The sequence below is a fragment of the Sphingobium indicum B90A genome, from assembly GCF_000264945.2.
In the GTDB taxonomy this organism is placed as follows: domain Bacteria; phylum Pseudomonadota; class Alphaproteobacteria; order Sphingomonadales; family Sphingomonadaceae; genus Sphingobium; species Sphingobium indicum.
The window spans coordinates 2,148,150-2,166,077 of record NZ_CP013070.1; the positions used below are offsets into that span (position 1 = coordinate 2,148,150).

18 protein-coding genes and 1 tRNA gene are annotated in these 17,928 nt (G+C 65.9%); 14 read left to right on the forward strand and 5 right to left on the reverse strand.

Translation table 11 applies throughout. The features are described 5' to 3' along the window. The first annotated feature begins 69 nt into the window (after positions 1-69). Positions 70-312, forward strand: coding sequence for a hypothetical protein (locus SIDU_RS20350; protein ID WP_129965438.1), 243 nt, complete (start codon positions 70-72; stop codon positions 310-312). Positions 313-685: 373 nt separating this feature from the next. Here the strand turns inward: SIDU_RS20350 and SIDU_RS10445 are convergent, their stop codons facing one another. Next, on the reverse strand, positions 686-1,831 hold the full coding sequence (locus SIDU_RS10445; protein WP_007688596.1) for a tyrosine-type recombinase/integrase: 1,146 nt from the start codon (positions 1,829-1,831) through the stop codon (positions 686-688). Positions 1,832-1,975: 144 nt separating this feature from the next. Further along, a tRNA-Ser gene (locus SIDU_RS10450) sits at positions 1,976-2,065 on the reverse strand. Between the two features lie 122 nt (positions 2,066-2,187). Here SIDU_RS10450 and hspQ point away from each other — a divergent pair. From hspQ to SIDU_RS10465, 3 genes are all read left to right on the forward strand, one after another. Beyond that, positions 2,188-2,559: a heat shock protein HspQ gene (gene hspQ / locus SIDU_RS10455; RefSeq protein WP_007688595.1), complete on the forward strand. Its 372-nt coding sequence runs from the start codon at positions 2,188-2,190 to the stop codon at positions 2,557-2,559. Further along, positions 2,516-3,283, forward strand: a complete 768-nt coding sequence (locus SIDU_RS10460; RefSeq protein ID WP_007688594.1) for a GDSL-type esterase/lipase family protein — start codon at positions 2,516-2,518, stop codon at positions 3,281-3,283. Before hspQ ends, SIDU_RS10460 begins: the two co-directional genes overlap by 44 nt. 108 nt (positions 3,284-3,391) lie before the next feature. Continuing rightward, positions 3,392-5,329 carry an OPT family oligopeptide transporter gene (locus tag SIDU_RS10465; RefSeq protein WP_007688593.1) on the forward strand — a complete coding sequence of 646 codons (1,938 nt, stop codon included), beginning with the start codon at positions 3,392-3,394 and terminating at the stop codon, positions 5,327-5,329. Positions 5,330-5,454: 125 nt separating this feature from the next. On the opposite strand, the gene SIDU_RS10470 is transcribed toward SIDU_RS10465, so the two are convergent. From SIDU_RS10470 to queF, 3 genes are all read right to left on the reverse strand, one after another. Beyond that, complete coding sequence (locus SIDU_RS10470) at positions 5,455-8,100, reverse strand: M1 family metallopeptidase (protein ID WP_007688591.1); 2,646 nt, start codon at positions 8,098-8,100, stop codon at positions 5,455-5,457. Between the two features lie 209 nt (positions 8,101-8,309). Next, positions 8,310-8,573, reverse strand: coding sequence for a GIY-YIG nuclease family protein (locus SIDU_RS10475; protein ID WP_025771403.1), 264 nt, complete (start codon positions 8,571-8,573; stop codon positions 8,310-8,312). A 76-nt stretch (positions 8,574-8,649) separates the two neighbouring features. Further along, entirely contained in the window at positions 8,650-9,123 is a 474-nt protein-coding gene (gene queF, locus SIDU_RS10480; RefSeq protein ID WP_174550393.1) for a preQ(1) synthase, read from the reverse strand. Positions 9,124-9,225: 102 nt separating this feature from the next. On the opposite strand from queF, the gene SIDU_RS10485 reads away from it, so the two are divergent. The 10 genes from SIDU_RS10485 to SIDU_RS10530 all read left to right on the forward strand — a co-directional run bounded on the left by SIDU_RS10485 (position 9,226) and on the right by SIDU_RS10530 (position 17,925). After that, on the forward strand, positions 9,226-10,410 hold the full coding sequence (locus SIDU_RS10485; RefSeq protein ID WP_007688584.1) for a hypothetical protein: 1,185 nt from the start codon (positions 9,226-9,228) through the stop codon (positions 10,408-10,410). Between the two features lie 95 nt (positions 10,411-10,505). Next, on the forward strand, positions 10,506-11,354 hold the full coding sequence (gene sseA, locus SIDU_RS10490) for a 3-mercaptopyruvate sulfurtransferase (protein WP_007688581.1): 849 nt from the start codon (positions 10,506-10,508) through the stop codon (positions 11,352-11,354). Further along, complete coding sequence (metC, locus tag SIDU_RS10495) at positions 11,351-12,574, forward strand: cystathionine beta-lyase (protein WP_025771401.1); 1,224 nt, start codon at positions 11,351-11,353, stop codon at positions 12,572-12,574. The genes sseA and metC overlap by 4 nt, the downstream gene beginning before the upstream one ends. After that, complete coding sequence (locus tag SIDU_RS10500; protein WP_007688577.1) at positions 12,571-13,827, forward strand: mechanosensitive ion channel family protein; 1,257 nt, start codon at positions 12,571-12,573, stop codon at positions 13,825-13,827. The genes metC and SIDU_RS10500 overlap by 4 nt, the downstream gene beginning before the upstream one ends. A gap of 248 nt (positions 13,828-14,075) precedes the next feature. Further along, a complete protein-coding gene (locus SIDU_RS10505; RefSeq protein ID WP_007688576.1) occupies positions 14,076-14,837 on the forward strand; it encodes a TorF family putative porin in 762 nt (253 codons plus the stop codon). Positions 14,838-14,943: 106 nt separating this feature from the next. After that, complete coding sequence (locus tag SIDU_RS10510) at positions 14,944-15,453, forward strand: sterol desaturase family protein (protein ID WP_007688574.1); 510 nt, start codon at positions 14,944-14,946, stop codon at positions 15,451-15,453. Between the two features lie 70 nt (positions 15,454-15,523). Then, a complete protein-coding gene (locus SIDU_RS10515; RefSeq protein ID WP_007688571.1) occupies positions 15,524-16,195 on the forward strand; it encodes a queuosine precursor transporter in 672 nt (223 codons plus the stop codon). A gap of 25 nt (positions 16,196-16,220) precedes the next feature. Beyond that, positions 16,221-17,138, forward strand: coding sequence for an acetylglutamate kinase (gene argB / locus SIDU_RS10520; protein WP_020819357.1), 918 nt, complete (start codon positions 16,221-16,223; stop codon positions 17,136-17,138). 188 nt (positions 17,139-17,326) lie between these two features. Continuing rightward, positions 17,327-17,617 carry a YggT family protein gene (locus tag SIDU_RS10525; RefSeq protein WP_007688568.1) on the forward strand — a complete coding sequence of 97 codons (291 nt, stop codon included), beginning with the start codon at positions 17,327-17,329 and terminating at the stop codon, positions 17,615-17,617. Continuing rightward, a complete protein-coding gene (locus SIDU_RS10530) occupies positions 17,614-17,925 on the forward strand; it encodes a DUF167 family protein (protein ID WP_013039206.1) in 312 nt (103 codons plus the stop codon). The genes SIDU_RS10525 and SIDU_RS10530 overlap by 4 nt, the downstream gene beginning before the upstream one ends. Positions 17,926-17,928 lie beyond the last annotated feature (3 nt).

Below are 17,928 nucleotides of genomic sequence, written 5' to 3' on the forward strand. Positions count from 1 at the left end.
GTTCCGTGACACGATGCCCGCGCCGAAGGTGAAGACAAGACTGAGCGTCGCTACGTGAATGAGGGGTTGGTGCGTCATGAGGGCGCGGACATTGAGCCCCGCCAGGAGCAGGGCAAACAGGCAAGTGAGGAGGATATGCCTCCTCTCCCATCGGTGAAGCAGTTCAATGTCCTGGCGGACGCCGCCGGCCTGATTAAAGCGCGCGATCATCACTATGCGCACCGCAGTCACGAGGACGGCTGCGACAATCAGGCCGAGGATGATGCCATCCTGCCATTTGCGATAAATGAGCAACCCCACGACGACATATAGAATACCAAAGCCAATGATCGGCATTGTCATGGTGAAGAGCGTGGAGAGGAGATCGCGATAGACAGCGTCGGGCAGGACGGGCGCTGTCCGCCGGCGAGGCGCCACGGGCGTGCCTGCAGCACTGGCTTGAGCTCGTCTCTCCATCCCCCGATCTATTCGCGGCCAAGGTTAACTCCGCGTTACGAGTGCGCCAGACTGAGCATCGGCGGGCAACGGGCAGTTTCCCAAGCTAAATGATCATCTCCAGACCCTCTTCAAAAAACTCGCCACGGACCGCAGCACGCTCTGCCGCCAGAATAAATTGGAAGACCGGACCGAGCGAACCTGAAAACTGAAATTTCGGGGCTGTTCGTCCACTATGGGCCGCGGCCAGTCATCGCGTCCTGCAATAAGCCCCCCATTCGTCCATCAGCTTCCTTCTCTTTTCGAGCAGATTACCTCGCCGATAGGCAGCTTCCGTCTTATCCCTGACCCGGTGCGCCAATGCCGCTTCCGCGATTTCGCCGGGGTGATTGGTTTCCTCGCTGACCCAGTCCCTGAAGGCAGAGCGAAATCCGTGGGCGGTTGCGTCCTCCTTCATCTCACGAAGCAGCTTGGTGAGTGTCATGTCGCTCATCGGCATGTCCCCCCTGGCACCGGGAAACACGAGCGACCGCGACCCGATTCGCAGTTCGCGACACCGCTCGAGGATGGCGAGAGCGGGGGCCGACAGAGGAATGACATGCTCGCGCGACGCCTTCATCCGCGCAGCGGGGATCGTCCAGAGTTTCTCCTCCAGATCGAATTCTTCCCACGCCGCGCCGCGCACCTCGCCCGATCGCACGGCGGTCAGGATGGCAAAGCGCAACGCCAGACGGCTGAAGGATTCCCGCTCGGCGAGCTTGACCATGAAGGCCGGCACCTTCGCATAGGGCATGGCCGCAAAATGCCCCTCCTTCTTGGGCTGCCGGGGGAGCCCCTTGGTGATCGCCCGCATCGGCGCCTCGCTCTCGCGATAGCCGGAGGCATAGGCCCAATCGAGTACGGTGCCGATCCGCTGACGGACCCGCCGCGCCGTCTCCGGCTTGGCAAGCCAGATGTCGGAGAGCAGATTGCGGATCATCGGGCCAGTGATCTCGTGGACCTGGACATGGCCTATATTCGGGAACACATAGGCATCGAGCGTCTGGAGCCATTGCTTCTCATGCTTCTCGTTTCGCCATGTCTTGCTGTGAGCAGCAATCACCCGGGCCGCAGCCTGCCGGAAGGTGGGAATGCCCTGGGCCTTGCGCCGCTCGAAGATCGGATCCAGCCCAAGCTCGACCCAGGTGCGGATTTCCCGCGCCCGCTCGCGGGCTGTCGCCAGCGAGACTTTGGACGCGCTGCCCAGGCCAAAGTCGCGCCGGTTGCCATTTTTCTGCACCCGGCAGACCCAACTCTTGCCGCCGCCGGGCTGGACCACGAGGAACAGGCCATCGCCATCCCCGATCCGCCCGGGACGAGTTGCTGCCTTCACGGCGCTGGCGGAGAGCTTTCCCATGCCACCAAATCTCCCACATTCTTTCCCACATTTCCAATCGGTCACTGGTGGACTGGCAGGGATGAACGTGGACGCGAATCACGCTGAAAGCCGCAGAAAAGCTAAGCTTTCATGATTCGGAACGGATGTGGAAGGAAAGCTAGGTGGCGGAGAGGGAGGGATTCGAACCCTCGGTACCGTTGCCGGCACGCCGCATTTCGAGTGCGGTGCATTCGACCACTCTGCCACCTCTCCGCAGAAGGTCCGGCGCGCGCCGTCCCGGTCGAGCGGCGGCCATTAGCGAATGATTCCTACCTTGCCAAGCAGCGGCGAGCATTTTTCTTGTTTCGCAACGCAACCATCCTAAATTGCATCATATGAACGACATGATTCAGATTTTCGGACCCGATGTTACCGCCCCGCCCATCGTCCACGCCCGCTTCAGCCTCGGCGATGTCGTGCAGCACCGCCTCTTCGGTTTTCGCGGCGTGGTGTTCGATATAGATCCGGTCTTCGCCAATACCGAAGAATGGTACCAGGCCATTCCCGAGGAGGTCCGGCCGGACAAGCACCAGCCCTTCTACCACCTGCTCGCCGAAAATGGCGAAAGCAGCTATGTCGCCTATGTCAGCCAGCAGAATCTGGTCGCGGACGACAGCGAGGAGCCTGTCGACCATCCCGCCATCTCCGGCATGTTCGGCACCTATGCGAACGGCAAATATCAACTCCGTCCGCTGCATCGGCATTAAGGTCGCGTCCGCGCTGCTCGGCCTTGGCCTGCTGATCGGGCCGGGCGGCGCGTTGCGGGCAGCGGAGCCGCAGGTCCCGGCACCCAGGATCAACGCCGACCCCGCCTTCCCCTTTTCCCGGGAGATCGAGGCCTTCGCCAAGGCCAATGAGGCGGGACCGGCGGTCGCCGACGCCACGCTGTTCCTGGGCAGTTCCAGCATACGCCTGTGGGACATTGGCGGGAGCTTCCCCGACATCGGCACGGTCAATCGCGGCTTCGGCGGCGCGACCACGCCCGACGTGCTGCATTATTACAAGCGCCTGCTGCCCAAGGCGAAGCCGCGCTCCATCCTGGTCTATGTCGGGGAAAATGATCTGGCGGCGGGCGCCACCCCGGCCGAGGTCGCGAACAATGTGCTGACCCTGCTCAGGCAGCTTCGCGCCGATTATCCCAAGGCGCATATCGCCTATCTGTCGCTGAAGCCCAGCCCGATCCGCTGGACACTCTGGCCGAAGATGGCGGCGGTCAACATGACGGTGGCGGCGCGGTCGCGGGTGACGCGCTTCGATTATCTGGATGTCGGGCGGGTGCTGCTGGCGGCCGACGGCCTACCCGACGCGTCGCTCTTCCGACCCGACGGGCTGCACATGAACCCGCGCGGCTATATGCTCTGGACACAATTGGTGGACGCTTATCTGGACGAGGCCGTCGCCGCCGAGCGCGGACCCGTTTCCCCTTCCTGACACTTTCCGATTGATCCACGCGCAAGCAACATTATTACCGGACATCGATAAAACAACCGCAGGCAAGGGGACAGACAAGTGACAGGTGATTCGGCCAGGGCGGCCCCGATGGCGGAGCTGACGCTTCGCGGCGTGATATTGGGCGCGCTCATCACATTGCTGTTCACGGCGGCGAACGTCTATCTGGGGCTGAAGATCGGCCTGACCTTCGCCACGTCGATCCCTGCCGCCGTCATATCCATGGCGGTGCTGCGGCTGTTCGCGACCGGCACGATTCTGGAGAACAATATCGTCCAGACCATCGCGTCGGCGGCGGGCACCTTGTCCGCGATCATCTTCGTGCTGCCGGGGCTGGTCATCATCGGCTGGTGGCAGGGCTTCCCCTATTGGCTCTCCGCCTTCACCATCGCGCTGGGCGGCATATTGGGCGTCATGTATTCGGTGCCGCTGCGCCGGGCGCTGGTGACGGGATCGGACCTGCCCTATCCCGAAGGCGTGGCCGCCGCCGAAGTGCTGAAGGTCGGCGCTGGATCGCGCGAGGGGCTGGAGGAGAATAAGCGCGGGCTGGCCGCCATCGTCGCCAGTTCGGTCGCGGCCGCAGCCTTCTCCATCCTCGCCAAGACGAAGCTGGTCGCGGAGGAAGCCGCGACTTTCTTCAAATTCGGCGCGGGCGCGACGAGCGTCTCCACCAGCTTTTCCATGGCGCTGATCGGCGTCGGCCATCTGGTCGGCCTGTCAGTGGGCGTGGCCATGTTCTTCGGCCTGCTGATAAGCTGGGTCGGGCTGGTGCCCTATCTCACCGCGCCGCTCCCTTCGGGCGCGGAGCTTTCGGAGATCGTCGGCGCCACCTTCCGCATGAAGGCGCGCTTCATCGGCGCGGGCACCATAGGCGTCGCGGCGATCTGGACCCTGCTCAAAATCCTTGGCCCCATCGTCAGCGGCATCCGGTCCGCCCTCGCCGCCGCCAAGGTGCGCAAGGGCGGCAATGCCGGGCTGCTGGAACTGACCGAGCGCGACCTGCCCATCGGCATCGTCGGCGGCACCATTCTCGCCTCTCTGATCCCCATCGCCATCCTGCTGTGGCTGTTCGCGCAGGGCGGGCCGATCGCGGCCAATCCGGTGCCGATCATCGGCCTGACGCTGGCCTATATATTGGTCGCGGGCATCGTGATCGCGTCGGTCTGCGGCTATATGGCGGGCCTGATCGGGGCGTCGAACAGCCCGATTTCCGGCGTCGGCATACTTGCGGTGCTGGGCGCTTCGCTGATCCTGGCGGCGATCTACGGGTCGGGCGGCGATCCGAAGCAGGCCCAGGCGCTGATCGCCTATGCGCTGTTCACGACCGCCATCATCTTTGGGATCGCGACCATTTCCAACGATAATTTGCAGGATCTGAAGACCGGCCAGTTGGTCGGCGCGACCCCCTGGAAGCAGCAGGTGGCGCTGGTGCTGGGCGTGATCTTCGGCGCGCTGGTGATCCCGCCGGTGCTGGACCTGCTCAACAGCGCCTTCGGTTTCGCGGGCGCGCCGGGCGCCAAGGAGACCGCCCTGCCCGCCCCGCAGGCGGCGCTGATTTCGGCGCTGGCGAAGGGCGTGCTGGGCGGCGATCTCGACTGGGGCCTGATCGGCTTCGGCGCGGGCATCGGCGTGGTCGTCGTCGCCATCGACGAACTGCTGGGCAAGGCGGGCAAGCTGCGGCTGCCGCCGCTGGCGGTGGGCATGGGCATCTACCTGCCGATGGCGCTGACTTTGCTGATCCCGGTCGGCGCGGTGATCGGGCATGTCTACAACCGCTGGGCGCTGCGTCAGGCCAACCCCGAATTCGCCGAGCGCATGGGGGTGCTGATGGCGACAGGCTTCATCGTGGGGGAGAGCCTGTTCGGCGTGGCCTTCGCAGGGATGGTCGCGGCGACCGACAGCGATGCGCCGCTGGCGCTGGTGGCGGAAAATGGCTGGGCGGTGCCCTTGTCGATCCTTGCCTTCTTTGGCGTGATCGCGGCGCTGTACGGGCGGCTGCGGCGTTGGGCGAGCGCGCCGTTGGGGTAAGGAAGAGGGGGAAGGAGGCGCGACCTGTGCTGCTTCCCCTCCACCATGCTTCGCATGGTCCCCCTCCCCACGCTTTGCGTAGGGAGGAATGAAAAGGGCGGTGGATCGCTCCACCGCCCTTCCTTTCACTTGGTGGCGAACCAGGCGGTCAGCGCGGGTTTCAGTCGCGCCCGCGTCTCGATCCGCGTCTTGATCGCGGCGATGGAGCGGTCCACCACCTTGCGCGATTCCGGCGTCAGATATTGGGTGGCATAGGCGTCCAGTTTCGTCGCCATCGCCGGATCGGCCGAGTTGCCGCCCAGCCGCGCAATCGCCTGGCTGCGCGCCGACACGTCGATCATCGCTTCATATTGCTGGCGATGCGCCAGCACATAGTCCACCGCCAGCATCGAATGCTCCCCGCCCACGGCGGAGATGATCGCCGCGCTGGTGGTCTTGCCCGGCTCGTCGGTCATGGCGAGGTCGAGCGCCTTCTTCGCCAGCACCTCATCCTTGGCGACGCCCAGCAGCGCGAAGGTCGTGCTCTTTTCCAGGTCCGACTTCGCGCCATTGGCCATGGCGCGCAGCTTGTCCCAGGTCGCGGCGTCGGCATTTTCCGCGATGATGCGCAGCCAGACATTGCGCAGCGGCCCGTCGAGCGCCGCCGGATTGGACGCCAGCGCGGCGAAGCGCTTGTTCGCCTCCGCCACCACGGCCTTGTCGCCCATGCCGCCCAGCGTGGAAACGAGCGCCGAACGCAGCACCGGCACCTGCGGATTTTCACCCGGCTTGGCGTCGAAACCGACCATCGCCAGCACCGGGCTCAGTTTTTTAGAGGCATAGGCCGCGACCCGCGCCTGCGCCGCCTTGTCGCTTTCCAGCATGGTGTGGGCGCTGTCGAGATAGTCCGGCACCTCCGCCAGCACGGCGGGACTGGCGTCGGCGGGCACGGCGTCCACCAGGTCGAGCGCCAGGCCCATGGGCTGATAGCCGCCCAGGCCAAGCTGGAAATTATCCGCCAGCAGGCCGATCTGGTCCATGGAGGCGAGCTTCGTAAAGTCCTTCGCCAGCGCCTTGACGTTCGCTTCCGGATAGAGCGAGCGATAATAGCCGGTCTGGCCCGCATTGATGACATAGGCGCCGCAACCCGGCAGCGTCACCTGCGCGGAGCCGTTGAGGATCAGGCGCTGCTGCGCGCCGCCAATGGTCTGCGCCATGACGGGCACATTCCATTTGAGCGGCGTCTTGTTCTTGCGATCGCGGCTGAATTCGCCCTGGCTCAGCGACAGGAGCGTCGATCCGCCCTGGCATTGGGCGCTGTCCACCTTCACCAGCGGAATGCCCGGCTGGCTGGTGAAATCATGCGCGATGCCCACCACGCCCTTCGCGCCCGCGCCCTCGACCGCTTTCCACAGGTCGTCGGTCACGGTGTTGCCATAGGCGTGCTGCTTCATATAGGCGCGGATGCCCGAACGCCACGCATCCTCCCCCGCAAAGCCCTCCAGCATGGTGATGACCGCCTCGCCCTTTTCATAGGTGATATCGTCGAACGCCTGGTTCACTTCATCGACGGTGTGGATCTTCTGGAGGATCGGGTGGGTCGTCGCCAGCGAATCCAGGCTCATCGCCCGCTCGCGGCCGTTGACGCGGCTGAGCAGCATTTCCCATTCCGGGTTCAGCTTGTCCGTGACCTTGGTCGCCATCCAGCTTGCGAAGCCTTCGTTCAGCCAGAGATCGTCCCACCAGGCCATGGTGACGAGGTCGCCGAACCACTGGTGCGCCATTTCATGCGCGACGATGGAATAGATGGTCCGCCGCGTGCTTTCCGACGTGAAGCGCGGATCGACCAGCAAGGCGCGTTCGAAGGTGAAGATCGCGCCCCAATTCTCCATGGCGGAGAAGAACTGGCTCTGGCCCGGCCCGGCGACATTGTCGAGCTTCGGCAGCGGGAAGGGGACGCCGAAATAGTCGTTATAATAGGGCAGGATCGCCGCCGACGCGTCCAATGCCAGTTGCGCCTTGCCGGTATTCCCCTTGCCGGTGATCACGCCAACTTCGGTCGCGCCGGACATTTTGGTGGCGCGCTCCAGCTCGCCCAGGCCGAAGAAGAGCAGGTAGGAGGACATTTTGGGGCTGGTGCCGAACGTCACCAGCTTCCTGCCCGGCCCGGCGGCGGCGCTGCTCTTGACCGGCATGTTGCTGACGGCAAGCTGGTCGGCGGGGATGACGGCGGAAAGGTCGAAAGTCGCCTTGTAGCTCGGCTCGTCGAAGCTGGGCACGAAGCGGCGGGCGTCGGGCGCCTCGAACTGGGTGAAGAGGGCGCGCTTCGCCTTGCCGTCATTGTCGCTATAGTCGAGCGCGAACAGGCCGTTCGCCTGGGTGTTGATGATGCCCGCATAGTCGATGGCGAGCGTGTAGCTGCCCGGCTGGACCGGCTTGCCGAAATCGAAGGTCACGGTCTGGGCGTCGGCGTCGATTTTGGCGCTTCCCTTGATCGCCTTGCCCTTGGCCGGGGTCAGGGTGACGTTGCTCACGGTCAGGTCGGCGGCGTTCAGCACCAGCGTGGGCATGGCCTGCGCCACGGCGAGGTCGATCTTCACCTTGCCCGTGAACTTCAGGTTCGCCGCGTCGGGCGTGACGGTGATGGCATAATGGCTGGGCGCGGCGCCGCGGGGCAATTGGGTGGTGACGCCCGCGGCTGGCCCGGCAGCCGCCGTCTGCGCCAGCGCCGGCATCGCCATCGCAAGGGGCGCGGCCGCCAGCATCAGCGGAAGTATCTTCGAAAAGGACATGGGGTTCGCAACTCCGACAGGTTGGAACGGCACGGCTGAAGACGCGCGCCAGGATGACAGGGGGATCGGCTGTTTCGGCCTGCCGGTCAAGCCGGGCGCCTCGCCGCCGATGTCGTTGGTCGAATCTTGTTGTTCGTTTGTCAAACAAAGCGATGCCGTCGCACCAGCACACCTCCCGTCATCCCAGCGAAGGCTGGGATCTCAGGCCGCTACACGATAAGGTCGAACAAATCCCGCCACTCCGGATTGCTCTCCTCGATCAACCGAATCTTCCAATCCCGCTTCCAGGCTTTCAGCGCCTTTTCCCTGGCGATGGCATCCTCGACCCGGTCATGCTCCTCAGCCAGCACCAGCCGATACAGATTATATTTGCGGCAGAAAGCCGAACCCACGCCGCGACGGTGCTGGTCGACGCGGGCGGCAAGGCTGCTGGTGATCCCCACATACAACACGCCATGCGGCTTGTTGGTCATGATGTAGGTCCAACTTCGCCGCACGGTCACGTTTCCCCTCCTGAGATGCCAGCTTTCGCTGGCATGACGGCAGGGTTCACCCCCGGCCGCGATAGCCCGGCACGTCTTGCGGCGGCAGCCAAAGGCCGGCGGGCGGCTCGCCGGATTGCCAGAACACGTCGATGGGAATGCCGCCGCGCGGATACCAGTAGCCACCGATGCGCAGCCAGACCGGGTTCATCTCCGCGAACAGGCGTTCGCCGATTCCGACCGTGCAATCCTCGTGGAAGGCGGCATGGTTGCGGAAGGCGCCCAGAAACAGCTTCAGCGACTTGGATTCCACGATGGTCGCGGCGGGCGCATAGTCGATCACAAGATGCGCGAAGTCCGGCTGTCCCGTCACCGGGCAGAGCGACGTGAATTCCGGCGCGGTGAAGCGCACCAGATAGGGCTTGCCCGGCCGGGGATTGGGCACATAGTCCAGCACGGCGTCTTCCGGACGCGCAGGCAGGGCGCTGGTCTGGCCCAAATGAATCGGGGACGGCTGAAGTGGAGTCGGCATGTCAGTCATGGGCAGGCCATCTACGCCATCGCACGGCAGATGTCATCGTCGCGCCTCTCTTGCCTTTCGTTCATGGCGGGTTCACTTGGGCGAATGCCTTGGCTGCCACCCATGGGGTTTCGCTTCTCGCTTCTGTTCGCCGCGCCGCTGCTGCTGGCCGCGCCTGCCCTCGCGCAGCAGGACAATGGTGCGGAGCCGGTCTTCAACCTGCCGCGCACGCCGGCGCAACCGCGGACCGATCCCAATGCGCAGGGGCCGGAACTGGACGTGTTCCGCGGCGCGCCGACCCCAGCGACGCCGCCGCCGGTCGTCGCGCCGACGATTCAGCTTCCGCCCATCGCCGCGCCGGTCCCGACGCCGGCACCGGCGCAAAACCAACCTGTCCAGCGATCCGCCGAGCCGGTGCGCCCGCCGCAAGCCGCACCGCAAAGCCAGGCCCCGGCCGAAAGCGCGGTTCCCGGCGAAGCCGCTTCGCCGCCGCCTCCCGCCGCCGACCAGGACCTCCCCTCAGCCGACAACGGCACTGTTTCGAGTCCGACGCCGGTATCGCCAAGTCCGCCTGAGCCTCCAGCCGCGCCCGCATGGCCTTGGATCGCCGCCGCAGCGGCGGCCGCCATGCTGCTGATCGGGGCCTATTCCTGGCTGCGCCGCCGCAGGCAGGACGCGGCGGAGGAACCGCCTTACGAAGCTGAAGCGGAAGCCGACACCGCGCCGCCGCCGCCCCCTCCGCCTCCCAGCGCAACGCCTGCCCCGCCCGAACCCGAAGCCGCGCCGGACGATGCCGACCGCCCATGGATCGAACTTGCCATGGACGTGCAGGCCGCCCGCCTGACATTGCTGGGCGCGACCATCGGCTATCGGCTGACGCTCCGCAATCGCGGCACCCGCGCGGCGGAGGACATCCTCGTCCGCAGCCTGATCACCAATGCCGATGCGCAGCAACAGGCGCTGTTCCAGTCGTTCTTCGCGGGCGAAACCGGCCTTCCCGTCCATTCGGTGGTATCCATCGCGCCGGGCGAAACGCAGAAGCTCAGCGGGGAAATGCGCCTCGACGCCCAGGCGATCGCCGCGATCCCCATGGGCCAGCGCGCCCTGCTGATCCCGCTGATCGCCTTCGACGCCCATTATCGCTGGACGGGCGAGAGCGAAGGGACGGGACGCAGCGGCGGCGTCTTCATCGTCGGGGAGGAACAGTCGCCCCCGGCCGAGCGCCTTTCCCCCTTCCGCCTTGACCTTGGCCCGCGCCAATACCGCGCGCCGGGCAGCCGCGCGACCGCGCTCAGCCTCTCCAGCTAAGGCCAATCGGCCCTTTCCACCTCCGCCTGCCGCTCCTAGAATGGCTCCGCGCCACCCGTGCGGGTGGCCGAACCAGCCAGGGAGCAAGGGCGCGCATGGACATATTGGTATCGACCGACTGGCTTGAGGGGGAATTGGGCAAGCCAGACCTGCGGATCGTCGACGCCAGCCTGTTCCTGCCCGGCGTGCCCCGCGACCCCAGGGCCGAGTTCGAGGCCGCCCATATCCCCGGCGCCGCGTTCCTCGACCTCCCCACCCTGGCCGATCCCGACGATCCGCGTCCCGGCATGCTGCCGACCGACGATTTCATGACGGAACGCTGCCGCCGGCTTGGCATCGACGCGGACAGCCGCATCGTCGTCTATGACAACAGCCCGACCCACAGCGCGGCGCGCGGCTGGTGGATGATGCGCCTCTATGGCGTGGGCAAGAGCGCGGCGATCCTGGACGGCGGCCTGCCCAAATGGCTGGCGGAGGGACGGCCGACGGAAAGCGGCATGCCGACGCCGCCACCCGGCAATGCCGTGGCGAAGCGCGCGGCGGGCCAGGTCCGCACCAAGGAGGATCTTCTCGCCAATGTCGAAAGTCAGGCCGAACAGGTGCTGGACGCGCGCGGCGCGCCGCGCTTCACGGGCGAGGAGAAGGAGCCCCGCCCCGGCATGGCGTCGGGCCATGTTCCGGGCAGCCGCAACATTCCCTCCTCCGCCTTCTACCATGCCGACAACAGCATGAAGCGGGGCGAGGAACTGCGCCGCCTGTTCCTTGACGCCGGGACGGATTTCGACCGCCCGATCATCACGAGCTGCGGCAGCGGCGTGACGGCGGCGATCCTGCTTGCGGGCCTCGAACTGCTCGGCAAGACCGACGTCACCCTCTATGACGGAAGCTGGTCAGAATGGGGGCTGGACCCCGCCACGCCGAAAGCGACCGGCCCCGCCGCATGAGCCGCGATTCCGACAAGCGGCGCGACCGCAAGCCCCTGACCCAGATCGCGCAGGCGGGCCGCAAGCCCGAATGGACCGGCATGCCCGGCCAGCCCGGCGGCATCGTCAACCCGCCGGTCTGGCGCGCATCGACCATCCTGTACGACGATGTCGCGCATCTGCGTAGCGCGGCAGGGCGCAGCACGCATGAACGCCTGTTCTACGGCCGCAAGGGCACGCCGACGGCATGGAGCCTGGCCGACGCCCTCACCGAAATGGAGCCGGGCGCCGAAGGCACCATGCTCTATCCGTCGGGCGTGGCGGCCATCGCCTGCGCGCTGATGGCGGTGCTGAAGCCCGGCGACCAACTGCTGATGGTCGACAGCGCCTATGACCCGACGCGCAATTTCTGCGAACAGATGCTGCGGCCGCTCGGCATAGAGACGGTCTATTACGACCCGATGGCGGGCGCCGGGATCGCGGACCTCATCACCGACGCCACCCGCGCCATCTTCCTGGAAAGCCCCGGCAGCCTGACCTTCGAGGTGCAGGACGTTCCCGCCATCACCGCCATAGCCCGCGACCGGGGCATCGCGACCCTGATCGACAACACATGGGCCACGCCCTGGTTCTTCCCGGCGCTCAGCCATGGCGTCGACATCAGCATCCTTGCCTGCACCAAATATATCGTCGGCCACAGCGACGTGATGATCGGATCGGTGACGGCCACCCCGGCCTTCTTCGCGAAAATCCGCCAGGCCGCCTATCTGTTCGGGCAGATGACCAGCCCCGACGACGCCTGGCTCGCGGCGCGGGGCCTGCGCACCCTGGGCGTCCGCCTCAACCAGCACCAGGCCAGCGCCCTGCGCATCGCGCAATGGCTGGCGCAGCAGCCCGACGTCGCCCGCGTGCTTCATCCGGCCCTGCCCTCCTGCCCTGGCCATGCCCTGTGGCAGCGTGATTTCACCGGCTCCAGCGGGCTGTTCAGCTTCGTCCTCAAGGGCGGCGATGAAAAGGCGCGCGCCGCCCTGATCGACGGCCTTGCCCATTTCGGCATCGGTTATAGCTGGGGCGGCTTCGAAAGCCTTGCGCTTCCCGTCGATCCGGCCCGATACCGCACGGCCACCGCCTGGCAGGCGGAGGGGCCGGTCGTCCGCCTCCAGATCGGGCTGGAGGACAGCGACGACCTGATGGCGGATCTGGACGCCGGCCTTGCCCGCTTCCGGGCGGCGCGCGGATGACGCCTGGCCTGCCCGACCTCCTGTCCCTGTTGCCCGGCGATCCGGCCGTCGTCCACCCACTGGTCGCGCTGGCGCTGGCCGTCGCCATCCATCTGGTCGCCAGCGCCGTCGCCCGATTCGCCTCGCCTCGCCTGCGCCGCCGATTCCGCGCTTTGGGGGAGGCGCTGGCCGGGCATCTGCGCCCGATCCTGCGCCACGCCATCGCCGCCGCCGTCATGGCTCTGGCTGTCGCCCTCTGGCCGATCGGGGATTTCGCCCATCTGATCCTGGGCGCCGCGCTTGCCCTCTCGCTCTCGCTGCTGGCGGTGCACATATTGCGCAGCCTCGCCATTCCGCGCCTTGCGGTGTTGCCGATTGCCCTGCTGCTGTTCGTGATGGTCCTTTCCGGCAGCAGCGGCGGCTTCGCCCCGGTGGCGGACATGCTGGACGGCGTGGGCCTGGACCTGGGCAAGCGGCGCGTCACGCTGCTGGGGCTGGTCAGCATGGCGGCGATCTGCGTCGCGCTGTTCGCCCTGGTCCGCCTTGCCAACCGCGTTGTCGGGCGCAGCATCACCCGCGCCCACGGGCTGGACGCCACGCAGAAGCTGCTCGCGCAGAAGCTGGCCGCCATAGTCGTTGTCGTCGCCGCCTTCTTCATCGGCGTCGACCTGCTGGGGATAGACCTGACCGCCTTCGCCGTCTTTTCGGGCGCGCTGGGGCTGGCGGTCGGCTTCGGCCTGCAAAAGACCTTCGGCAACCTGATCGCCGGGATCATCCTGCTGATGGACCGATCGATCAAGCCGGGCGACGTCATCGTCGTTGGCGACAGCTTCGGCTGGGTGAACAAGATCGGCGTGCGCGCCGTCAGCGTCATCACCCGCGACGGCAAGGAACATCTGATCCCCAACGAGAACCTGATGACGCAGGAGGTGGAGAACTGGTCCTATTCCGACCGCAACGTCCGCGTCCGCATCCCCGTCGGCATCGGTTATGACAGCGACCTGAAGCTGGCGCAGGAATTGATGCTGCGCGCCGCGCAGGAAAGCCCCCGCGTGCTGCGCAATCCCAAGCCCAATGTCTGGCTCACCGCCTTTGGCGAGAATCGCGTCGAACATGATATATTGGTGTGGATCAGCGATCCGGAAAGCGGCGTCGGCAATGTGAAGTCCGATGTTCTCGGCCGGTTGTGGCTGCTGTTCCGCGAACATGGCATCACCATTCCCTATCCGCAGCGGGTGATCCACGCGCCCCGCGAAGGCTCATTCCGGCAATAACGACCCGGCAATTGCGGCGAAAAGCGCGCATCGACCAGCGCCGCGCCACAATCATGCCTGATTTTGTTGCAGACCAGCAACATTAGAGAAGCAAACGACACGCAACGGCAATAAATTCTTGTGCGCCGCAGTGGAGGCAGGCATTTCCTCACCCGTTGAGGCAACCCGGTCCATCCCGTGCAGGGCGACAAGAGACCGGGGACCATGACGCAGGCGGGACGATCGCAGAACCATCAAGGGGAAACCATATGCGTAAGTCCATTCTCGGCCTCTCGGCCGTTGCTCTTGCCGCGCTCTCCGCGCCGGCCTTCGCCCAGGACGAGCCCACTCCGGAACTGACTGTCACCGGCAACGCGGCGGTCGTCACCGACTATCGCTTCCGCGGCCTCTCGCAGACCGACAAGCGCTTCGCGCTGCAGGGCGGCATCACCGTGACCCATGCGTCGGGCTTCTATGTCTCGACCTGGGGTTCTTCCATCGATGACTATGTCGCCGCTGGCAGCGACCAGGAACTCGACCTGATCGCCGGCTATTCCAAGACGGTCGGCGCGGCCACCTTCGATGTCGGCGTGCTCTATTATTATTATCCTAGCTCGGGCGGCGGCAACACCGACTTCGTCGAGCCCTATGCCTCGGTCAAGGGCACGTTCGGCCCGGCGACCGCCAAGCTGAGCGCCGCCTATGCGCCCAAGCAGCACGCCCTGTCCTTCGCTGGCAGCAAGCCGCGTGAAGACAATCTGTACCTCGCGGGCGACCTGTCGGCCAGCATCCCGAACACCCCGCTGGGCGTGTCGGCGCATTTGGGCCACAATTTCGGTCCCAGCTATCTGGTTCCCGTCGGCAAGGGCTATACCGACTGGAGCGTCGGCGCGACCTACACCTGGAGCCACCTGACCTTCGGCGTCAGCTATGTGGACACCGACACCCATTTCCGGCCCAATGCTGGCGTCGGCAACTTCCGCGACGCGGCAAGGGGTGGCGTGGTCGGTTCGGTCACCGCGTCCTTCTGATCGACGGAAAAGTCTTGGGGGGCCGTGATCCATTGGATCGCGGCCCTTTTTCCTTTGCCCTTTTTGCGGGTCGCCTGAACAGGCTCCTCGCCCTATAAGGGCGCGCATGAACGCCCTGCCGCCGATCCTGATCTTCCTGGCCACCGTCGCCGCGATGGAGGGCTTCGCCTATGTCATGCACCGCTGGGTCATGCACGGGCCGGGCTGGTTCCTGCACGCCAGCCACCATCGGGAACGCACCGGCCGCTGGGAAGCGAACGACCTCTATTTCGTGATCTTCGCCATGCCCTCCATCCTGCTGCTGCTGGGCGGCGTGCAATGGCAATGGGGCGACTGGGCGACGGCGATGGGCGCCGGCATCGCGGCCTATGGGGCCATTTATCTCGGCTTCCACGACATCATCGTCCACCGCCGCGTCGGCCATCGCCATGTCCCGCGCTCCGCCTATATGAAGCGGATCGTCCAGGCCCATCGCCTGCACCATGCGGTGGAGACGAAACAGGGCTGCGTCAGCTTCGGCTTCCTCGTCGCACCAAGCCCGGAAGCGTTGAAACGCACGCTCGCGCGGAACGGCAAGGCGGGGCTGCGCGCCGCCAAGGGCGTTTTGGAGAGCTGAGCGAGCGAACGGAAGCTGTCCCGTCGTCTAACCACTTCCCACTCCGCCAAAACCCCGGTAAGTGCCGGCAATGGCTTCGCATCCCGCGCCCATCGCGCGTTCGCTTTTCGTCTTCTCGATCTTCTACGGCGGCATGGTCTGCATCGCGGGCGTGCTCGGCAACAAGCAGGTGACGCTGGGACCACTGTCGGCCATCGGCCCCTGGTTCGGCCTTGGCCCGCTGGCGGTGGAGGCGGGCATCTTCGCCTTCCTGCTGCTGGTGACGATTTCCAGCGCAGTGGCGGAACTGCATGGCCGCGCCGTCGCCAACCGGCTGGTGCAGGTGGGCTTCCTGCCGCTGATCGCCTCCATATTGCTGTCCATCGCCGTGCTGGCCGTGCCCGCCGCGAGCGACATGGACCCGGCAAGGCGAGACGCCTTCGCGCTGATGATGGGCGGCACGCCGCGCATCTGGCTGGGCGGCATCGTCGCCTACGGCATTTCCCAGACGCTGAACGTCACCCTCTTCGCCGCGCTGAAAGGCAGGGAGGGCGACCGCCTCCTCTGGCTGCGCGCCGCGGTGGCCAGCATCCTCTCCCAGATCGCGGACACGCTTCTCTTCGTGTCCATCGCCTTCTACGGCGTGTTCCCCATCGGCGAACTGCTGCTGGGCCAGATGCTGGCGAAGGTCGCGCTGTCGGCCCTGCTGGTGCCGCCGGTCATCTACGCGCTGGTCGCGCTGGGGCGGCGGCTCGACCGCTAACTTGCAGCGGGGGGCATAAAGCCCTATGCGCCCGCGCATGAACAGCAAGCACGCCCCCGATCCGGCGCTCCTCGCCAAGGCCGAAACCCTCGTCGAGGCATTGCCCTATATGCAGCGATATGCGGGCAAGACCTTCGTCGTGAAATATGGCGGCCACGCCATGGGCGATCCGGAGGCGGCCCGCGATTTCGCGGAGGACGTGGTGCTGATGAAGGCGGTCGGCATCAATGTCGTCGTCGTCCATGGCGGCGGGCCGCAGATCGGCGCGATGCTGAAGAAACTGGGCGTCGAATCGCAGTTCGTCGGCGGCCTGCGCGTCACCGACAAGGAAACCGCGCAGATCGCGGAAATGGTCCTGGCCGGTTCCATCAACAAGGAAATCGTCGGCTGGATCTCCGGCGCTGGCGGGCGCGCGGTCGGCATTTCGGGCAAGGATGGCGGCCTGGTCCTGTGCGAAAAGGTGCTGGGCAAGCGTGAGGCGGACCCCAATTCCGGCATAGAGCGCAATGTCGACCTGGGCTTTGTCGGTGATCCGGTGAGGGTCGACCGCAGCATCCTGGACACGCTGACCCAGAACGGCATCATCCCGGTGGTCGCGCCGGTGGGCATCGGCGCGGACGGGCACACCTATAATGTCAATGCCGACACCATGGCGGGCGCCATCGCGGCGGAATTGCAGGCGGCGCGCTTCTTCCTCCTCACCGACGTGGCGGGCGTGCTGGACAAGCAGGGCCAGTTGCTGACCGATCTCGACCCGGAGGCGATCAACGGGCTGGAGGCGGACGGCACGATCAGCGGCGGCATGATCCCGAAGCTGGAAACCTGCGTCCGCGCGGTCGAAGGCGGGGTGGACGCCGCCGTCATCCTGGACGGCCGCGTGCCGCATGCGATGCTGCTGGAAATCTTCACCGACCGCGGCGCAGGTACCCTGGTGCGCCGCTAACCCATTCCTCCCCATGCCTGCATGGGGAGGGGGACCGTCGGCGCAGCCGATGGTGGAGGGGAAATACGCAGGTCACGCCCCATTCCCTCCACCAGCCTTCGACCGCCCAACTTAATCAAATCTCCCACCATGGCTTGTCCCGCGCCGCCCGCCTCGGCTAGAGCAATCCCAATCAAATCGGAGATCGCATGGCCTACGCCCTCTATCAGATCATCGTCATCCTGCTCGATGTGCTGTGGTGGATCATCATCATCCAGGCCATCATGAGCTGGCTGATCGCCTTCAACGTCGTCAATCTTTCCAATGATTTCGTGCGCACGGTGATGGTGGCGCTGGATCGGATGACGGCGCCCATCTACAATCCGATCCGCCGGGTGCTGCCGGACCTGGGGGCGCTGGACCTGTCGCCCATGGTCGTGCTGCTGGGCATTCTGATCATCCGCCAGGCCATATTGCCGCCGCTGTTCGGACTGGTGTGACGGTCTGGAGTCGGGACGGAGACGACCTCATCCTTTCCGTCCGGTTGACGCCGGGCGCGGCGCGGGAAGAGGTCGGCGGCGTCTGGACGGACGACAAGGGCGCGAACTGGCTGAGCGCCCGCGTCCGCGCCGTGCCGGAAAGGGGCAAGGCCAATGCGGCGCTGATCGCGCTGCTGGCGAAGCGGCTGGATTGGCCACGCGGCGCGATTTCGCTGGAATCGGGCGACGCCAACCGGCTAAAGCGGCTGCGGATCAAGGGGGGCGGTGAAGCGTTGGCCTCTGGCCGGCTCTCCACCATTATCGAATAACAG

Bases quoted from the DNA above. Each gene is read 5' to 3' on its own strand.
- hspQ (WP_007688595.1), top strand. From the start codon at position 2,188: ATGAACGACATGATTCAGATTTTCGGACCCGATGTTACCGCCCCGCCC.
- SIDU_RS10500 (WP_007688577.1), top strand. From the start codon at position 12,571: ATGACGCCTGGCCTGCCCGACCTCCTGTCCCTGTTGCCCGGCGATCCG.
- queF (WP_174550393.1), bottom strand. From the start codon at position 9,123: ATGACTGACATGCCGACTCCACTTCAGCCGTCCCCGATTCATTTGGGC.
- argB (WP_020819357.1), top strand. From the start codon at position 16,221: ATGCGCCCGCGCATGAACAGCAAGCACGCCCCCGATCCGGCGCTCCTC.
- SIDU_RS10465 (WP_007688593.1), top strand. From the start codon at position 3,392: ATGGCGGAGCTGACGCTTCGCGGCGTGATATTGGGCGCGCTCATCACA.
- SIDU_RS10485 (WP_007688584.1), top strand. From the start codon at position 9,226: ATGGGGTTTCGCTTCTCGCTTCTGTTCGCCGCGCCGCTGCTGCTGGCC.
- SIDU_RS10470 (WP_007688591.1), bottom strand. From the start codon at position 8,100: ATGTCCTTTTCGAAGATACTTCCGCTGATGCTGGCGGCCGCGCCCCTT.
- SIDU_RS10505 (WP_007688576.1), top strand. From the start codon at position 14,076: ATGCGTAAGTCCATTCTCGGCCTCTCGGCCGTTGCTCTTGCCGCGCTC.
- metC (WP_025771401.1), top strand. From the start codon at position 11,351: ATGAGCCGCGATTCCGACAAGCGGCGCGACCGCAAGCCCCTGACCCAG.
- SIDU_RS10460 (WP_007688594.1), top strand. From the start codon at position 2,516: ATGCGAACGGCAAATATCAACTCCGTCCGCTGCATCGGCATTAAGGTC.
- SIDU_RS10475 (WP_025771403.1), bottom strand. From the start codon at position 8,573: ATGACCAACAAGCCGCATGGCGTGTTGTATGTGGGGATCACCAGCAGC.
- SIDU_RS10525 (WP_007688568.1), top strand. From the start codon at position 17,327: ATGGCCTACGCCCTCTATCAGATCATCGTCATCCTGCTCGATGTGCTG.
- sseA (WP_007688581.1), top strand. From the start codon at position 10,506: ATGGACATATTGGTATCGACCGACTGGCTTGAGGGGGAATTGGGCAAG.
- SIDU_RS10445 (WP_007688596.1), bottom strand. From the start codon at position 1,831: ATGGGAAAGCTCTCCGCCAGCGCCGTGAAGGCAGCAACTCGTCCCGGG.
- SIDU_RS10515 (WP_007688571.1), top strand. From the start codon at position 15,524: ATGGCTTCGCATCCCGCGCCCATCGCGCGTTCGCTTTTCGTCTTCTCG.
- SIDU_RS10510 (WP_007688574.1), top strand. From the start codon at position 14,944: ATGAACGCCCTGCCGCCGATCCTGATCTTCCTGGCCACCGTCGCCGCG.